14 protein-coding genes and 1 tRNA gene are annotated in these 17,038 nt (G+C 50.7%); 5 read left to right on the forward strand and 10 right to left on the reverse strand.

Annotated features, from left to right (window positions below; genetic code table 11):
• Window positions 1-2: 2 nt before the first annotated feature.
• From Q4E93_RS27795 to Q4E93_RS27820, 6 genes are read right to left on the reverse strand one after another with little or no spacing between them, the layout of a single operon-like run.
• The gene (locus Q4E93_RS27795) at window positions 3-614 is read right to left on the reverse strand and encodes an HAD family hydrolase (protein ID WP_303590958.1); all 612 of its coding nucleotides are present in this window, start codon (window positions 612-614) and stop codon (window positions 3-5) included.
• Window positions 615-647: 33 nt separating this feature from the next.
• Window positions 648-2,000: a PQQ-dependent sugar dehydrogenase gene (locus Q4E93_RS27800; RefSeq protein WP_303590960.1), complete on the reverse strand. Its 1,353-nt coding sequence runs from the start codon at window positions 1,998-2,000 to the stop codon at window positions 648-650.
• A 7-nt stretch (window positions 2,001-2,007) separates the two neighbouring features.
• On the reverse strand, window positions 2,008-3,159 hold the full coding sequence (locus Q4E93_RS27805) for a methionine aminotransferase (protein WP_303590962.1): 1,152 nt from the start codon (window positions 3,157-3,159) through the stop codon (window positions 2,008-2,010).
• A gap of 21 nt (window positions 3,160-3,180) precedes the next feature.
• Window positions 3,181-3,909 (reverse strand): 3'-5' exonuclease, encoded by a 729-nt coding sequence (locus Q4E93_RS27810; protein ID WP_303590963.1) that lies wholly within the window; start codon window positions 3,907-3,909, stop codon window positions 3,181-3,183.
• A 34-nt stretch (window positions 3,910-3,943) separates the two neighbouring features.
• Window positions 3,944-5,026: a mannose-1-phosphate guanylyltransferase gene (locus Q4E93_RS27815; RefSeq protein ID WP_303590965.1), complete on the reverse strand. Its 1,083-nt coding sequence runs from the start codon at window positions 5,024-5,026 to the stop codon at window positions 3,944-3,946.
• Window positions 5,027-5,034: 8 nt separating this feature from the next.
• Window positions 5,035-6,003 (reverse strand): KpsF/GutQ family sugar-phosphate isomerase, encoded by a 969-nt coding sequence (locus Q4E93_RS27820; protein WP_303590967.1) that lies wholly within the window; start codon window positions 6,001-6,003, stop codon window positions 5,035-5,037.
• 514 nt (window positions 6,004-6,517) lie between these two features.
• Between Q4E93_RS27820 and recQ the strand changes: the two genes are divergently transcribed.
• Window positions 6,518-8,794 (forward strand): DNA helicase RecQ, encoded by a 2,277-nt coding sequence (gene recQ, locus Q4E93_RS27825; RefSeq protein ID WP_303590969.1) that lies wholly within the window; start codon window positions 6,518-6,520, stop codon window positions 8,792-8,794.
• Window positions 8,795-8,797: 3 nt separating this feature from the next.
• On the opposite strand, the gene Q4E93_RS27830 is transcribed toward recQ, so the two are convergent.
• Entirely contained in the window at window positions 8,798-9,511 is a 714-nt protein-coding gene (locus Q4E93_RS27830; RefSeq protein WP_303590970.1) for a helix-turn-helix transcriptional regulator, read from the reverse strand.
• 7 nt (window positions 9,512-9,518) lie between these two features.
• Entirely contained in the window at window positions 9,519-10,322 is an 804-nt protein-coding gene (locus Q4E93_RS27835; protein WP_303590972.1) for a 2OG-Fe(II) oxygenase, read from the reverse strand.
• Window positions 10,323-10,576: 254 nt separating this feature from the next.
• On the opposite strand from Q4E93_RS27835, the gene Q4E93_RS27840 reads away from it, so the two are divergent.
• Window positions 10,577-10,649: transfer RNA gene (locus tag Q4E93_RS27840), tRNA-Phe, on the forward strand.
• A gap of 76 nt (window positions 10,650-10,725) precedes the next feature.
• Here Q4E93_RS27840 and Q4E93_RS27845 read toward each other — a convergent pair.
• Window positions 10,726-11,520 carry a class I SAM-dependent methyltransferase gene (locus Q4E93_RS27845; protein WP_303590974.1) on the reverse strand — a complete coding sequence of 265 codons (795 nt, stop codon included), beginning with the start codon at window positions 11,518-11,520 and terminating at the stop codon, window positions 10,726-10,728.
• Window positions 11,521-12,287: 767 nt separating this feature from the next.
• Here Q4E93_RS27845 and Q4E93_RS27850 point away from each other — a divergent pair.
• The 3 genes from Q4E93_RS27850 to Q4E93_RS27860 all read left to right on the forward strand — a co-directional run bounded on the left by Q4E93_RS27850 (window position 12,288) and on the right by Q4E93_RS27860 (window position 16,094).
• Window positions 12,288-13,568: an ankyrin repeat domain-containing protein gene (locus Q4E93_RS27850; protein ID WP_303590975.1), complete on the forward strand. Its 1,281-nt coding sequence runs from the start codon at window positions 12,288-12,290 to the stop codon at window positions 13,566-13,568.
• 118 nt (window positions 13,569-13,686) lie between these two features.
• Window positions 13,687-15,351 carry a sensor histidine kinase gene (locus tag Q4E93_RS27855; protein WP_303590977.1) on the forward strand — a complete coding sequence of 555 codons (1,665 nt, stop codon included), beginning with the start codon at window positions 13,687-13,689 and terminating at the stop codon, window positions 15,349-15,351.
• Window positions 15,348-16,094 carry a LytR/AlgR family response regulator transcription factor gene (locus Q4E93_RS27860; protein ID WP_303590979.1) on the forward strand — a complete coding sequence of 249 codons (747 nt, stop codon included), beginning with the start codon at window positions 15,348-15,350 and terminating at the stop codon, window positions 16,092-16,094. Before Q4E93_RS27855 ends, Q4E93_RS27860 begins: the two co-directional genes overlap by 4 nt.
• A gap of 12 nt (window positions 16,095-16,106) precedes the next feature.
• On the opposite strand, the gene Q4E93_RS27865 is transcribed toward Q4E93_RS27860, so the two are convergent.
• Entirely contained in the window at window positions 16,107-16,868 is a 762-nt protein-coding gene (locus Q4E93_RS27865) for a metallophosphoesterase (RefSeq protein WP_303590981.1), read from the reverse strand.
• Window positions 16,869-17,038: the final 170 nt, after the last annotated feature.

Consider the following 17,038-nt stretch of genomic DNA (forward strand, 5'->3'; position numbering starts at 1 on the left):
CCCTACCACACCCCCAGCTGCTCCAGCTCCTGGCGGAACTGCCCCGGGCTTTGAAAATGAATGCCATAAAAACCCAGCGCTTTGGCCGGAGTCACATTCCGGAGATTATCATCCACATACACCGCCCGGGAAGGATCGATGTCAAATCTCCTGATCAGCAGCTTATAAATATCAGGTGAAGGCTTCCTTATTTTTTCCGCCCCGGACACGAGCCGGCCATCAAACCAATGGAGGAATTCGTACAGCTCCAGCGCAATGGGAAAGGTTTCGGCGCTCCAGTTCGTCAGGGCATACAGCCGCACTTTGCTCTTTTCCTTCAGGTGCCGGAAGATCTCCACCGTCTCATGGATGGGCCCTCCCAGCATCTCCTTCCAGCGATCGTAATACATCCGGATGTATTTTTCATGCTCCGGGTATTTGCGCACCAGGTATTCAGTGCCTTCCTTCAGGGTCCTGCCGGCATCCTGCTCCTCGTTCCAGTCCAGCGTACATATATTGGACAGGAACCACTTCCGTTCTTCCTCACCCGGGAAGATCTCCTTATACAGGTAATCCGGGTTCCAGTCTACCAGCACCCCGCCCAGGTCGAACACCACCGTATCAATAGTCGCCATAATTAATTCTTTTATCAGTTGATGAATAAACGATCATTCTTTCCAAACATAATACAGGACCCCGTTCTTGTCATCCGTGAAAAAAAAGGACCGCGCGTCGTTCATCAGCACGCCGCAAGGCCGCCCCTTACGGTCCGCCTCCGTCCTGCCGGACAGGAACCCATCCACGATGGGAACATACCCTCCATGGCGCGTTATTTTCACGATACTGTTGCCCCGCTGACGCGAGACCGTGGTCGAGCCATGCAACGCCACCACAAAGGCATCCCGTAGCAGGCTGTCGCCAAAACCCCTGAAATAGTCGAACCCCAGCGGTGCGGAATGCGCCAGGAACCCGCAATACGCCACGGGCGGCGGCGGCGGCAGCGACATGGCCGTTTCATGCGCCAACCTTTGCATGGCCGTATCAGGATAAATGGTCTTTTTATATTGAAAATAGAACGGCCATCCATAGTGGACGCCCCTACCGATCTTCTGAAAAAGGTCTTCCGGTTTATCCGGTCCCAGCAGATCTCTCCCCATGCCGGTGGACCACAGCTCATCACCCACCCATTTGATCCCCACGGAATTCCGCAGGCCCCTGGCAAAAACATGCCGGTCGCCGCCATCAGGGTCCATCTCCTGGATCGTGGCCCGCACATCCTCGCTTTCGATACAGGCATTACAGCTGCTGCCAACGCTCACATATAATTTCCGCCCGTGAAAGGCAAAGCTTCTGGTGAGATGCCATCCCCCGTATTTATACCCCAGTCCGTAATCCGGCCAGGTGGCCACCACCTGTGCCGGCCCGGAAGGGACCGTGTCGCCCCCGCGGTAAGGGTAACGGCAGAGCTTATCCGTCTCCGAAATGTAGATATAGGTCCTGCCCTCCTCCTCGTAAAAACCCACCTGGTTCGGATTGTGCAGTCCTTCCATAAAGGTTTGCACCTTCCTGAACTGCCGGCCAGCGCTGTCCCAATCGGCGAAGATGTATACCTTACCTCTTTTATTGTCGCTGGTATTGAACATGTCCGAAGCAAAGAGCCTTCCGTCCGGACTTCTGGCAAGAAACCTCAATCGTCGCAAGCCTTCAAAGGCGACACCGATATGATACCCCTTGGGCGTATGCAGCTGCAGCTCCACTCCTTTTTGCAGGTGGATGGAATGCGACACCTGCTCCGGGACTGGCTCATCCCTGCCAGCTAATGCTGCGGACGTATCGACACCCGCCAACGTGTCCGTCTCCGCCCCCGTATAATAGGCCGTATCATGTGGCCGTGCCGCAACAGCCCCCGACGTGGTAATGCTTGTCGTATCTACCGTATCACCGCCCGCCTTCTTTCCTCCACCTCCGCCGCAAGCCATCCACGACACCACCATGACAGCTACCCCTGTCTTCTTTATCATATATCCATTATATTTTGAGCAGCCGCTCCACCGCCCGCTGCAGCGTCTCCTCCTTCTTTGCAAAGCAGAACCGTACCACCTTATCATCTTTACCCGCCGTGTAGAACGCGGAGACGGGGATCATCGCCACCCCATATTCTTTCGTAATACGAATGGCAAAATCCTTATCGCTTTCATCACTGATCCGGTCATATCGGTACAATTGAAAATAGCTGCCAAAAGAGGGGAGGGGCGTAAACCGCGTGGCGCGCATCAAATCCTGGAAATAGTCCCTTTTGCCCTGCAGAAAAGCAGGGAGATCCAGGTACGAGCTCCTGTCCGTGAGAAACTCCGCCAGCGCCACCTGCGAAGGCGTATGACAGCTGAAACAGTTGAACTGGTGGACCTTCCGGAACTCCGCCATCAACGCCGGCGAAGAAACACTATACCCCAGCTTCCAGCCCGTGCAATGGTAGATCTTCCCGAAAGAGAAGGAGACAAAGCTCCTTTCCAGCAGGTCGGGGTAGCGTAAAATAGATTGATGGGGCACCCCGTCAAAAATAAGATGCTCATATACCTCGTCCGACTGGATGAAGATGCCGCTATCCTTTACCAATGCCCGCAACGCGACGATATCGTCTTCCCGCAGCACCGAGCCGGTGGGATTATGCGGCGAGTTCAGCATGATCATCCTGGTCCTGGACGTGACCCGGCGACGCACTTCTTCCCAGTCGATCCGGTAGTCGGGAAAGCTCAGGGGGATCCGGATGGCCACGGCGCCATTGATCTCGATGTTCGGGATATAGCTGTCATAAGCCGGCTCGAAGACGATCACCTCATCCCCCGGCCGTAGTATCGTGGTAAGCGCCGTATAGATAGCATAGGTCCCGCCCGGGGTAATGGTGATCTGGGTAGCAGGGTCGACCGAAGTGTTATACAGGTATTCGATCTTCGCCGACAGCACTTCCCGCAGGGACTGTAGCCCATGCATATGCGCATATTGGTTGAAGCCGTCCCGCATGGCCTTATCCACCAGGCCTATCAGCCGGGCGTCCATGGGAAAATCAGGAAAGCCCTGACCCAGGTTCACGGCGCCCAGTTCCGTGGCCAGCGAACTCATGACGGTAAAGATGGTCGTCCCCACCTGGGGCAGCTTGCTGGGGATAGAAGGAATGTTCATGGTAATAATGCTTGAAAGGCGCTATTTTAATTCTATGTTCTCGTCCCGGATAAGGGACTCGCCGTGCATGCGGAGATACACCTGTGCTACGGTGATGACATCTTTCTGGCAATAGGTGACTATCCTGGGAAGGTCGCCCTGGACCCAATAAACATTCCCCACCTGGCTGCCGTCGATATCGTCCTTTGGCGTGGGGATCCCAAGCGTATGGGCCAGCAGGTTCAGTCCGACAAAGCTTCTGTATTCTCCGAATTTCCAAAGCTCCATGGTATCGATGTGCTGGACCTCCCAGGGTTTTCTGCCGGACATGTTCAGCACGGCCGGAATGTTCATCCCATGAATGACCATCCTGCGGCAGAGATAGGGGAAATCGAATTCCCTGCCGTTATGCGCGCAAAGATATTTGGAGTGATCCGGCGCCCATTTACGCAACAGGTCCGCAAACCCGGCCAGCAACGCCTTTTCATCGTCGCCGGAAAAGGATTTCAGCGTCAGCTTCCTGTCCGAAGGAGGTCCGGAGACGATCCCGCAGCTGATGCAGATGATCTTGCCGAATTCCGCATAGATGGCGCTTCGTTCGTAGATCTTTTCGACATCTTCCAGGCTCACCGGCTGTTTGTCCTTCAGCAATATCTCGGCTTTGTGCCGCCATAGTGCTTTCCACTCATCAGGCACTTCTTCAAATGTCCGATGCTGGGACACCGTTTCGATATCCAGGAACAGAATGTTATGGAGTGGGTGGGGAGACATGCAACGAATATACGAATCTCCTTTGTCTCCTCCTTCAGAGGTATTGATCCCCTTTGCTGCGTTTCAGCTCTGCCACATATTCCTTGATCTCCTGCTCTTTTTCCCGCTTGCAGATCAGCAGCACATCCTTGGTATCCACGACAATGAAATCATCAAGGCCCTGCAGCAACAGCAGCTTGTCATTGGGCGCCTTCACGACACACTTGGTGGAATCGATCACCACGACATTATCGCCAGCCACCGCATTGGCCAGGTAATCCTTTTCAAGGTTCTCGTAGGCGCTGTTCCAGGTACCCAGGTCGCTCCATCCAAATGAGGACGGTATCACGTAGACATTGTCCGCCTTTTCCATGATACCGAAATCGATGGAAATATTCGTGCATAAGGGATAGATATGTTCCAGGGCCGCCTTTTCGCCGGGCGTGTTGAACTTCTCTTTTTCCGCCGCAAATACATCGTACATCTCGGGCAGATATTTTTCGAACGCCTGGATGATGTTCTTCACCTGCCAGACAAAAATACCCGCATTCCACAGGAAATCGCCGCTGGCTAAAAAGGTCTTGGCCAGCTCCAGGTTCGGCTTTTCGGTAAAGGTCTTTACCTTATAAACATTGTCGGATACAGACTGCTGCTCATGCTGGATATAGCCATACCCCGTATTGGGATAGGTCGGCTTGATGCCCAGGGTGATAAAGGCGCTGTGCTTGTTGACAAAGCTCAGCGCTTCCAGGCATACCTTGGTAAATCCCTTCTTATCCATGATCAGGTGGTCAGCCGGCGCCACGATGAGAGAGGCCTTAGGGTCTTTCTGCATCAATTTGAAAGAGATGTAAGCGATACAGGGAGCCGTGTTCTTCCGGGATGGCTCTCCCAATATGTTTGCTTTGGGTAGCTCAGGTAGCTGGTCGTGCACGATGTCCTTGTACTCGTTGGACGTCACCACATAAATGTTCTCCGCGGGAATAAAGGATGCAAAGCGCTCAAAGGTCCATTGGATCAGCGTCTTTCCCGTATTCAGGATGTCCAGGAACTGCTTGGGAAAGTTCTGACGGCTCATAGGCCAGAAGCGGCTGCCGATGCCGCCGGCCATGATGACCACATAGTGATTTTTATTCATAAAACGTTTTAAATGATCCCTTCCCGGATTAGGTCGTGCAAATGGATAAAGCCCATATAGCCAGTCGTCCCGGTAACCACCAGCTGTGTGATATCATATGTGCGCATTAGGTCAAGTGCTTCGATCGCCAACGCTTCCGCTTCCACGGTCTTCGGATGCTTCGTCATGATGGTCCCGGCCGTCATCCCGTCCGTGTTGATATTCTTCTCCAGCATGCGGCGCAGGTCACCGTCCGTAACGATACCCAGCAAACCGCCTTTTTCATCCGTGACAGCCGTTGCACCCAGGCGCTTGGAGGTGATCTCCATGATCACTTCCCGGAGCGTGGCGGAGACAGGCACTTTCGGCCGCTCGTTGTGGATATACAAATCCTGTACCCGCAGGTAGAGCTTCTTCCCCAACGTACCGCCGGGATGGAATCTGGCAAAGTCCTCGCTCCCGAATCCCCTCATTTCCATCAGCGTCACCGCCAGGGCATCGCCCATCACCAGCTGTGTCGTCGTGCTGCTGGTGGGGGCCAGGTTATTGAGGCAAGCTTCCTGGTCTACCGTGGTATTCAGTACAATGGAAGCCTGTTTGGCCAACACGGATTGCAGGTTACCCACCATGGCCACCAGTGGATTCCCGAAATTCCTGATAAAGCTGAGCAGCATTTTGACCTCCGGGCTCTCCCCGCTCTTACTGATAATAAGTACAATATCCTGCTCCTGAACCATGCCCAGGTCGCCGTGAATGGCATCCGCAGCATGAAGAAAAATAGCCGGCGTACCCGTGGAGTTAAAAGTGGCGACGATCTTCTGCGCAATAATGGCGCTTTTCCCGATGCCGCTGACGATCACCCGGCCCTTGCAGGCAAATATGAGCTCCACCGCTTTCTCGAACTGGCCGTCCAAAAGCTCTTCCAACGCAGCCACTGATGCGGCCTCCTTCCGGATGGTATTTCTGCCTGTCTCGAGAATATTGATGCCCTTGCTCATAAAGATTTCGCAAACCTACATTAAAATGATAAAAGGACAATAAATGCACATGTACGCTTGATACTGCTCAATAATGTTTCCATCGTCGTGTTAGGTTCTTCATGTCCATTCATTTACCACCGTCATCCATCCCAGAACCGCCCTCCTTGTTTCTCCCCCTTTCCCTTAAAAGCAGGCCAAATCGTATTTCCTAAGTGTTAATCTTTATCTTTTGATCCCCATTTCAAGAGCGTTTCACCATTCTTCTTTGTATATCAAACTATTATCGCTTAAAATTTCCACTCCGAATACATATCATTTTTTCTTATATTTATACAGTGAATGGCAACTTTTAACAGATTCAGCTATGGGCTTACCCTGTTTTTGTGTAACTTCGCCAACCCCTTAAGCCGGGCTCTGAATAGATACAATAGAACGCCTTTATTCACCTGTTAATCTTAATGCGTGAATAAGTAATTCCGGCTGTTCAGGGTATTTTGGTTACCGTAAATCGTGAGGAGGAAAATATTCGAGCATGGCAACAACCACAACTAAAAAAACCGTTACCAGGAAAACAAAGGCCGTCAGTAGCAAGTCCGTAAAAGTCAGATCCAACCCTTCAGATCCCCTACAGGCTCAGTTACAGGAATACTTCGGCTTTGACGCCTTTAAAGACAATCAGGCTGCTATCATCCAAAATCTGCTCTCCGGGCACGACACCTTCGTCATTATGCCCACAGGCGGCGGAAAAAGTCTCTGTTACCAGCTGCCCGCTATGATCAGTGAAGGTGTAGCGATCATTGTCAGTCCGCTCATCGCCCTAATGAAGAACCAGGTGGACCTGGTTCGCGGCTACAGCGCCAAGGATAATGTCGCCCATTTCCTGAATTCCACTTTAAATAAAAAACAGATCCGGGAAGTCCATGAGGACCTGCTCAATGGCCACACGAAAATGCTGTACGTGGCCCCGGAAACGCTCACCAAGCAGGAGAATATGGAGTTTTTCAGCGACCTGAAGATCTCTTTCTTCGCCGTGGATGAAGCGCATTGTATCTCCGAGTGGGGACATGATTTCCGCCCCGAATACCGTCGCCTTCGGGAAATGATGGACCAGATCAGCCCGGATATTCCCGTTATCGCGCTGACAGCGACCGCCACGCCTAAGGTACAGAGCGACATCGTAAAGAACCTGGGCCTGCGTGATCCCAAGATTTTTATCTCCTCCTTCAACAGGGGCAATCTGTATTACGAGATCCAGCCCAAGATCAAGAAGGACCAGACCATCAAAAGCATCGTCCGCTATATTGTACAACATAAAGGAAAGAGCGGTATCATCTATACCCTCAACCGGAAAACCACCGAAGAGCTGGCTGATATGCTGGTCGCCAATGGCATCAAGGCCGTAGCCTACCACGCAGGACTGGACAGCAAGCTCCGGGCCGAACGCCAGGACCTTTTCCTGAATGAGGACGTGCAGGTCATCGTTGCCACCATTGCCTTCGGCATGGGCATCGACAAGCCGGACATTCGCTTCGTCATTCACTTCAATATTCCCAAGTCCATCGAGAATTATTACCAGGAAACAGGTCGCGCCGGCCGTGATGGGCTGGAAGGCAACTGTATCCTCTATTACTCTCACAAGGACGTCGCCAAGCTGGAGCACCTGATGAAAGACAAGCCGCTGAGCGAACGCGAGGTCGGCGCCCAGCTGATCAACGAGACCGTAGGTTATGCCGAGACAGGCGTCTGCCGCCGGAAAGTGCTCATGAGCTATTTCGGAGAGGAGTATACCACGGAGAACTGCGGCAGCTGCGACAATTGCCTTCATCCGAAGGAGAGGGTAGAGGCCAAGGACAACGCCGTAAAAGTGTTGAAGACCGTCAAGGCCCTGGACGAACGCTTTGCGACGAACTATGTCGTCAACATCCTCACAGGCAAGCTGACCCCCCAGATCCATATGTTCCGCCACGAAGGCATTTCCGAGTTCGGCATAGGCAAGGAAGAGCCGGAACATTTCTGGAATTCACTGATCCGCCAGCTCCTGCTGGAAGACCTGCTGAAAAAAGACATCGAAGAATATGGCGTCCTGAAGTTCACGAAGAAAGGGGAGGATTTCCTGAAAAAGCCCCGCTCCTTCAAAATTGTCCTGAACAATCTCTTCGAAGAAGCCAATGCTGATGACGAGGAAGAAGGCGAACAGACAGGTGGCACCACTTCCGCAGACGAGAAACTCTTCGAACTGTTAAAAGACCTGCGGCAGAAGGAAGCCAAGAAGAAACAATTACCCCCCTTCGTCATTTTCCTGGAAACATCCCTCCAGGACATGGCGACCTTATATCCCACGACGACGCAGGAGCTGGAAAAATGCCAGGGCGTCAGCAAAGGCAAAGCCATCCGCTATGGCAAGCCCTTCATCGAGATCATCGCTAAATACGTAGAGGAGAATGACATCGAGAAGCCCGATGATTTCGTGATGAAGAGCGTCGTCAATAAAAGTGTCAATAAAGTCTACATCATCCAGCAGGTGGACAAGAAGATCCCTCTGGAGACCATCGCAAAAAATAAAGACCTCCGCCTGGACGCCTTGCTGGAGGACATGGAGACCATCGCCGCCAGCGGTACCAAGCTCAACCTGGACTATGCCGTCGACGAGATGCTGGACGAATACGAGCAGGATGAGATCATCGAATATTTCAAAGGTTGCGAGACCAGCAGCCTGCAGGTAGCCCAGCAGGAGCTGTCCGATGGTAATTTCACCTGGGAGCAATTGAAGATCATGCGGATCAAGTTCCTCAGCGAATACGGCATGTAGCTCTCACAGCCGCACCGGCGAGGCTCCCGTGTATTTCCTAATCTCGTTGGCAAGGTGCGCCTGATCATAATACCCGCAGGCTTCGGCAATGTCGCCAAGGCGGACATCAGGCCGTTTATGGCGGATGACTTGCAACGCACGCCGGAAACGCACCTGGTTGATAAATTCCTTGGGGCTCACGCCAATATGATATTTAAAGCTGCGCTCCAGCTGCCGCACCGTAATAAAATGTCGCTTCGTCAGCTCTTCCACCCGCACCAGCCCATGATGACGATGGATGTCTTCCAGCACAGGGAACAACACATGCTTAGGAGAAGATAGCTTTGCAAGGAAAAAAGCATTCAGCCCTGCAACAGGATCCCGGAGGGTCGAAAGCGCCGGCGCCAGTCCTTTTTCGCATTCAATGGCGTCATCAGTGAGCTCATGAAGAGACGAGAACCTGTAAAAAGCCGAAAAGGCCGCAGGCTTAAATCGGATCCCCAGGAGCCTTGTCCCCGGTGTGACCGTGCTGTCAAAAGGCCGCGTCATCGTGCCTACCAGGTAAGCGCTGCCGCTTTTCATGGAAGCCATATCCTCTCCCACATTATAAATGATATCCACGCACCCATCCGGCAGGATCCTGCTGGTCGTACAACCTTCCACCGGGCCTCTTACAGACCAGTAGGCATCGATATAGGATGCCAGCGCCGGATGAGGGGAAAGGGAGGTATAAGCCATCGGGCCGCTATTTTTTCTTTTTCTTCAAAAAGGAGGGCGTCAGTTTTTTCTGGAATTTCTTCAGCTTTGATTCCCTCTTGAACTTGGGCCTGCCTTTGTCTTCCGGTCGTTCCCTGAAGAGCGTAAGATGCGCATCATTCATCTCTTCTTCCGGCCGGCCATTGGTATAATAATACAGGGCCAGTGATTTGCGCGTTCTGTCGGGAGGACATGTCAGGGGATTAGGATGTCCGTGATAAGAAGTGCTGGTAGTGGAAAAGATAGCCATCCGGTTGAAGAGGGGTAATATGCGTTTTACACAACCCTTCATTTCAATATCCCACAGCTCGAAATGCCCGCCGAACGACTCATCCCAATCCTCATTCAAATACACCAGTACATTCAATCTTCTGTCCAGCTTTGTTTTCGGATGTTTATTAAAATCCGCGTGTATGCCCAATCTTCCACCCGGCAGGATCTGGTGGCATCCACCCCCTTCGAAACCCGGGTCCGGAATAAGGTTTTCAATCCCGGTAAGGGCCGACAAAAATTCGAGGAAAGGTTCCGAATTCATGTAATGCATGAAATACCTGGTCTTTTCGCCAAACCTGCCTTCACCCCGGGATGCCCTTTTGACCTGGTTCTCATCATTGAACTTGATGTCAGGCTTTTTCGAGAGGTCCGGAAATTCCGCCAGCACCTCTTTCAATCTTTCAGGAATGAAAAAATTGTCAAAAACGATATTGGGGAAAGGTTCCGCCTGTGCATATGCTTCACTCTTTTTCTCCCCGAATTGGATCAGGTCTCCCGCGGACTTGTCGATAAATTTCATGCGATTGTTGATTGGCGCGACAAATTATAAAGAATCCGGCATTGAACGTGTTAATTTCTCTTCCGTTTACAAAGCCCCCGCCCCTTTTAACGGAGCAAAGGGCCTTAAAATCCTATGCCGTCCTTACAAACCTGATTTTCAGACTTTTTCAGCCTGAATTTTTGATAAATTTCTTCTGCATATTTTCGGAAACTTCCCCGGAAAGGAATATATTTGCAGCCCAAATATGGAGCTTTTGTTCCTATTCGATGGAAGGTGCGGTAGCTCAGTCGGTAGAGCAAAGGACTGAAAATCCTTGTGTCGGCGGTTCGATCCCGCCCCACACCACGAAGAAAGGTCACAGAGATGTGGCCTTTTTTTTGTGTCCTAACTCAATGATATTCAGGTACGACATGAAATTCTATCAACGTCGTCGGGCTATGTAAAGGCTGGTGGTCATATTACGTGTCACCCAGCCGTTAAATTCGTCACGGGCAATGCGGCACAGTTCCGCGAGGATGGATTCCCGATCAGGCCGGATATTGATATTGGAATAGGTTGCATAAAGGTTGACAACCTGATCAGGATCGAGGACCAACGACCATGCGCTGGTTCGGTGCTCAATACGATCGAAAGCTTGCGTATGCTCCAGCGCGGCTAACCTGGCAGCCTTGTCTTGTGCAAAGGAGACGTCATTGCCCATCAAGGAGACCGACGAGCCGTTAAGCAGCACCTTAGTTGCTTCATGAAAAGGATCGGCCCGATCCGGGTCACCGAATTCATTCCAGACCATGACCCACCATCCATCAGGCTTGAGAAGACTAGCTACCTTTGCCAAGGCTGTTTCTTCATCCAGCCAATGAAATGCAGTGGCGCTAAGCCCAAGGTCAAAACCGGCACCAGGCAATATGGCGTCTTCGAAAGAGGAACGGATCACCATCAAAGCGTCAGACTGTATGGTTTCGCAAAGAAAATCAGCGAGGCGATCATCCGGCTCAATGGCCACCAACGGATTAGCACCAAGTTCAAGTAATCGGCGCGTAGCGATCCCCGTTCCTGCACCAATCTCAAATGTTGCCACGTTTTGCCGTAAACCACAGCGTTCATAAAGCAATTCATAAATCCACTCGGGATATGCCGGTCTTGCAGCATGGTAACCAGCTGGGTCAAGGCCAAAGGCCTTCCGGCCAAACGACTTGTCGATAACAACCTTACTCATTACGAGAATTATCTTTGCGATCTGCCTCCGGCAATTTAACAAGGAAAAGAAATAAAACGCCGGGTGCAGTATCGGCTATTGACCGCAAATATAATCAAAGGACTGAAGATCCTTGTGCCGGCGGCTGGAGCCCGCCCCACACCACGAAGAAAATGAAGCAGTTATGACGAAATGTTGTGACTGCTTTTTTCTTTGCCTTAAATTAAAAGCCATCGCTTTAAAATAGGTTAAACCACGGTTTGGCATTAATGATAATACATATTCCAATTGCCTTTGTATTTCTTCTCAAAATTTTCTTTACTATCAAAGTATAAATTAATATCACTCGGGCTGGACAAATGCAAATCAAGATATTTATCTACCAATTTGAAATACTCCTCACGCACTTGCCGGTATATAGGCAAGCGTTTATTTGATTCAATCTGGCTATCCAGGTATAAAAAAAAATTTATCCATCTATCTCCCGTGTGTACCTGCCATACATCTCCTTTTTCGTAAGATTGTATAAAGGGCCTTAATATCTCGTCAGGTATATACTTCGCCATGATTTTACAGATAACTTCCACTAAAGATATTAAAACTTTGTTCACTTAAAAGTCGGTACCCCTTTTACCATAATATCGCAAAATTTCCTAATTTCACCTTGCTCTCCGGAAGCACCCCGTCCGCGGAAATGGGCAAAGCCCACCGGCATGGTTCACGAACATATTTATTAACTTAACTTCTTGCCCCTGTGCGGACACGGGCATAATAAAAGAAGGAAAGTTATGTCTACAGTCTCCCGCGGCTTGCCCGCACAGCCCCATCTCGATGTTCCCAAACAACAGGCACGCGAACTGCTCCGGCAATGCAAAGCAAGGTCAACCGAAGCCCTCGATCGCGTCCGACGCCAGCATCCAAGGTTTCGCACGGCCGTTGATGACCCCATTTCCACCCAATTAAAATTGAGCGACACGCAGCTGGTCATTGCACGGGAATACGGTTTCTCTTCCTGGACGCAGCTCAAGCAGCGCATCACAGAAAATACTGCGGCAGAGCTGATCGACAAAGCCATTCGTTCCAATGACGCCGCCGCAGTCACCCGGCTGCTCACCGCGCATCCCAACCTATTGCACGTCCCCGTCCGCAGCGGCAATTGGGGACCGCCCATGAGCCACGCTGCCAACATGGGCCTGCTTGACATGGTGAAAACAATCGCGGCACTGGGTGCAAAAGATTTTCAACATGCTTTCGATCGAGCATTGTTGCATGGTGATATTGAGGTAGCTCAATGGCTGTATGGACAGGGCGCCACCTTCACACCTGGCATTATCATGGGATCCTGCGAAACGCTGAATGCCCGTGGCTTTGGATTTCTGGATGATGCGGGCGCTCCCTTGACGGATGGGAAAGGCGATAAATTAGCCTCGCTTGCCATGGTGCTGGAAACTTACAGTCGCAACCCCGTCGGCAAACATGCGATCTTACAGCGCTTCAAGGCAAGAGGATATCGCTGGACAAATACGCCTATGATGGCTTTTCATGGCGGCGACCTGCACCAGCTCAAAGCTCATCTGCAACGCGATCCGCAGCTGATCCACCGGTGTTTCAGCTATCGTGAGATTTATCCTCTCGAACTGGGCTGCGCAGCTGATGGCCGGTCCGGCCTGCACGGTACCCCCATTGACGGGACCACGCTGCTGCACCTTTCGATCGACTTTGACGAACAGGAGATCTTCGACTGGTTATTGGAGCAGGGAGCGGATGTAAATGCCGCAGCCACTATTGACAAAGAAGGTTTTGGCGGACATACGCCGCTGTTCAATGCCATCGTAAGCGATGCGTATGTCAACGGCAGGCAGCGGGACGCTTACATGGCCCACCGGCTTCTGGAGCAGGGGGCCGATATACACGTCAGGATAAACCTGAGAAAGTACCTCGATTGGCGCGAAGAACCGGGCTGGCACATCGCAAGGAATGTCACGCCCCTGGAGTGGGCGGCCGGTTTTCCGGAAAGAGGTTGGGTAAACCAGGAGGCCGTCTGTATGATCGAAAGCATTCATACATAATGATGGCACATCCCATCGTCGGTCAGGAATATCCAACATCACAGCCGCACCCGCCAAATTCACAGTCAGCCCCGTAAGCAAGAACGCAGAAAATAGTTTTGATGAAAAATCAACCTGCATGAACAAAATATTATTGCTCGCCGCCATAGCGCTGATCTTAACGCCGGCAGCATTTGCGCAAATAAACCTGAAGGACTATTCCGTCAGCTCTTACACCAAGCCGAAAGGCGATACCACTCCCTCGCTGGTTACCGCCACCCGCAAAAACAACAGCTATGTGGAAGACATGGGGACCCCCTTTCCGTTACCACCGGAAGACCTTATTTCTGCTCGTCCGTATTACTATTATTACAACACTACTTATGATTCGTCGGAGGCCTATTTCTTCGTAGAGCACATTGATCACCACAATGCTTCCCAATATGAATTCAGGGTAAGGCAGAATCACAGCACAACCATTTTGCCATGGACCAATATCACACATTTTGTCACCGGGGACCAGGTTCCCAAAAGTGACAGTAAAGAGAAAGAAATGGCGCTGCTGGGAGGGTACAAAACGGGTTTCGGGAACTATCTCGGCGTGGATATCAGGAGAAAAAATTCCGACAGCGTCCTGTCTTATGCTTATGTCTTCTGGAGGAAGACTCAGCCTGTTTTGCTTAATATATATACTTCCAACGAATTAAATGAATTTCTCCGACGGCTGAGTATCTCTCAATTGCAAAAAAGCTCCCTGACGCGCGATGAAAGAAAAAAATGGAAACAACGGTATCCCCCGGATGAAATAGATTCCGCGAGCGCACTCCCGAAAAAGCTGATCCTGCCCAATAATGATAATAACCTTATTTTCTACCTCAAGGGGGGACCCAACCAACGGCGCGTATTGGAATACCAGCTCATCAAAGACGGCTCACCCTACACAGAATGGCAGAAGAACGAATTTGACGGTCATTTTATCTGGCTTAAAAATCTCCCGCCCGGGGAATACAGGCTGGAGATGCGTTACCTCATCCAGCCGCAACACCTAACTTCATACCCCTTCCGGATAAAACCTGCATGGCATCAAACCACCGCTTTCAAACTGGTGGCAGGCGCCTTAATAGCTGCATTTTTTGGTTTTATCATCTTGCTGTGGCGCGGCCGCCGGCAAAAGCAATTGCTCCTGGCGGAACAACAGAAAAAGGGAAAGCTGGAAACAGAGATCAAAGCCCTCCACGCCCAGCTCAACCCCCATTTCGTGTTCAACGCACTGAATTCGATCCAGGGGCTGATCAATAAAGGGGAAATTGACAAGGCGAATAACTACCTGGCCGACTTTGCCAACCTGATGCGGGATGTCCTGAATGGAAATAATAATGAAAATAACGAGCTTTATCGCGAAATTCAAACCCTGGAAAGCTACATGAAGCTGGAGCAATTGCGGTTTCAATTTGTGTATAAAATAGACACTGGAAAGATCACCAATTTGTCGGAAATTCAGATCCCCTCCCTGCTGTTACAGCCATTGGTGGAAAATGCCGTAAAGCATGGCATCTCGGCGCTCCAGGATAAGGGAAGGATTGAGATCGTCTTCAGTCAAAGCAACAACGATATGCAGGTTCGCATCACTGACAACGGAAAGGGATTCGATATCCACCATGCATCGCAGGGCTATGGCCTGAAACTAACCCGTCAAAGAATAGCATTGATCAATGAAATATTGAAATCCCCTTCAATTGTAATGGATATTGACAGCGGAGCGGGAACCACGGTAATCCTAACTTTTAAAAACTGGCTGGGATGATAAAAGCAGTGATCATTGACGATGAGCAAAACAACCTGGACAACCTGTGCCGGCTGCTGGAAAAGCATTGCCCCGAAATAGCGGTCGCAGCTACCGCATTGACTGCTGATGAAGGGAGGGCAATCATCCTTGCCCAGAAACCAGATCTTATCTTTCTTGATATCCAGATGCCGGGAAAATCAGGGTTCGAGCTATTACAATCGCTGCCGGATCATTTTTTCGGGATCATTTTTGTCACGGCTTTCGATCAGTATGGCATACAGGCGGTAAAATTTTCCGCGATCGACTACCTGCTGAAGCCCATCGACACCCATGAGCTGAAGGCAGCCGTGAGCAAGGCCATCACCCGGTACAGCGAAAAAAAGCAAAACCTGCAACTGGAAAATCTGCTGCAGCTCCTAAAGCACCAGCAGGAAAAGGATACGCACCGCATAGCGTTGGCCACAGCAAAGGAAACAAGGTTAGTGAAGACACAGGATATTGTCCGCTGTGAATCGTCCAACAATTACACGACGATTTACCTCCTGTCGGGCGAAAAGCTGCTGGTGTCCAAACCCATTTATGAATTCGGGGAGCTCTTACATGACTATGGCTTTTTGCGCTGCCACCAATCCCATCTTATAAATAAGAAATTCATCAAAAGCTGGGTGAAACAAGACGGCGACTTTCTATTGCTGGAGGATGCTTCACTTGTACCGGTGTCGCGGCAAAAGAAAGAATATATTAAAGAGTTGTTTCGCTAGCGCATTCCCCCCTCAAACCTCCACCACCGCCCCTCTTCGGAACGATCCGTGTTCATAATGATGAACATACCCCAATTGATTCGTCACCATCATCGTCCCTCCGATCTTAAACTCCGGCGTATTGACATGATGATGCCCATACATCCAGCAGGCTGCCCCCGCATCCTGGATAAGATCAAAAAGCTCTACGGCAAACGCTTCCGTCAACGGGCTATTCTTATACACCGCCGGGTAATGCATCAAGGTAGGAACATGATGTGTGATCACGACCGTTGGCGCTTCACTTCCGGATCGCAGCATATTCCCGAGAAAATTCAACCCCTGGTCATGCAGCAAAGAAAAATCCCGCGCGGTAAATTTCCGACTCTGGTACTGTATAGCCGAAAAATCAGAGATGCTTCTTTGAAGGTCCCATTCACGCACCGGGCTTATCCGGCCCCATAAAGTGGAAAAAACAAGCCTGACGCCCTCATGAACAATGGATTGGTTATTTACCAGATACAAATTATCCCGGACCTTTTCGCAAAACGTCTCCGGCCTGTCGGAAACATCGGACCCATAGTATTCGTGGTTACCCGGCACCCAATACACGGCAGCATAATGATCACAAACGAAGTCGAAGAACTCACGGGCTTTCCCGGGATCATGAAACGTAACGATATCGCCCGCTAATACAAGGATGTCCCCCAATGGATGCAGGGGGTTTCTGCGAAGGAATTTTTGATTTTCCGGGAATTCCAGGTGAAGATCAGAACAGTATTGAATTTTCATCATCAAAGACTTTAGAGAAACAATATTTTCCCGCTACTTTGATGCAACTCAAAGTTATAATATTTATTTCATGTCGACATGGAGTTGGTAAAGAATAATGAGCTAGTATGATGATAGATTCTGGCAATCAATACGGGTGTCCCCTTGGAGACCGCAAGCCTGGAAGGCAGCTT

The sequence above is a fragment of the Flavitalea plasmicola genome (assembly GCF_030546645.1).
Taxonomy (GTDB): domain Bacteria; phylum Bacteroidota; class Bacteroidia; order Chitinophagales; family Chitinophagaceae; genus Puia.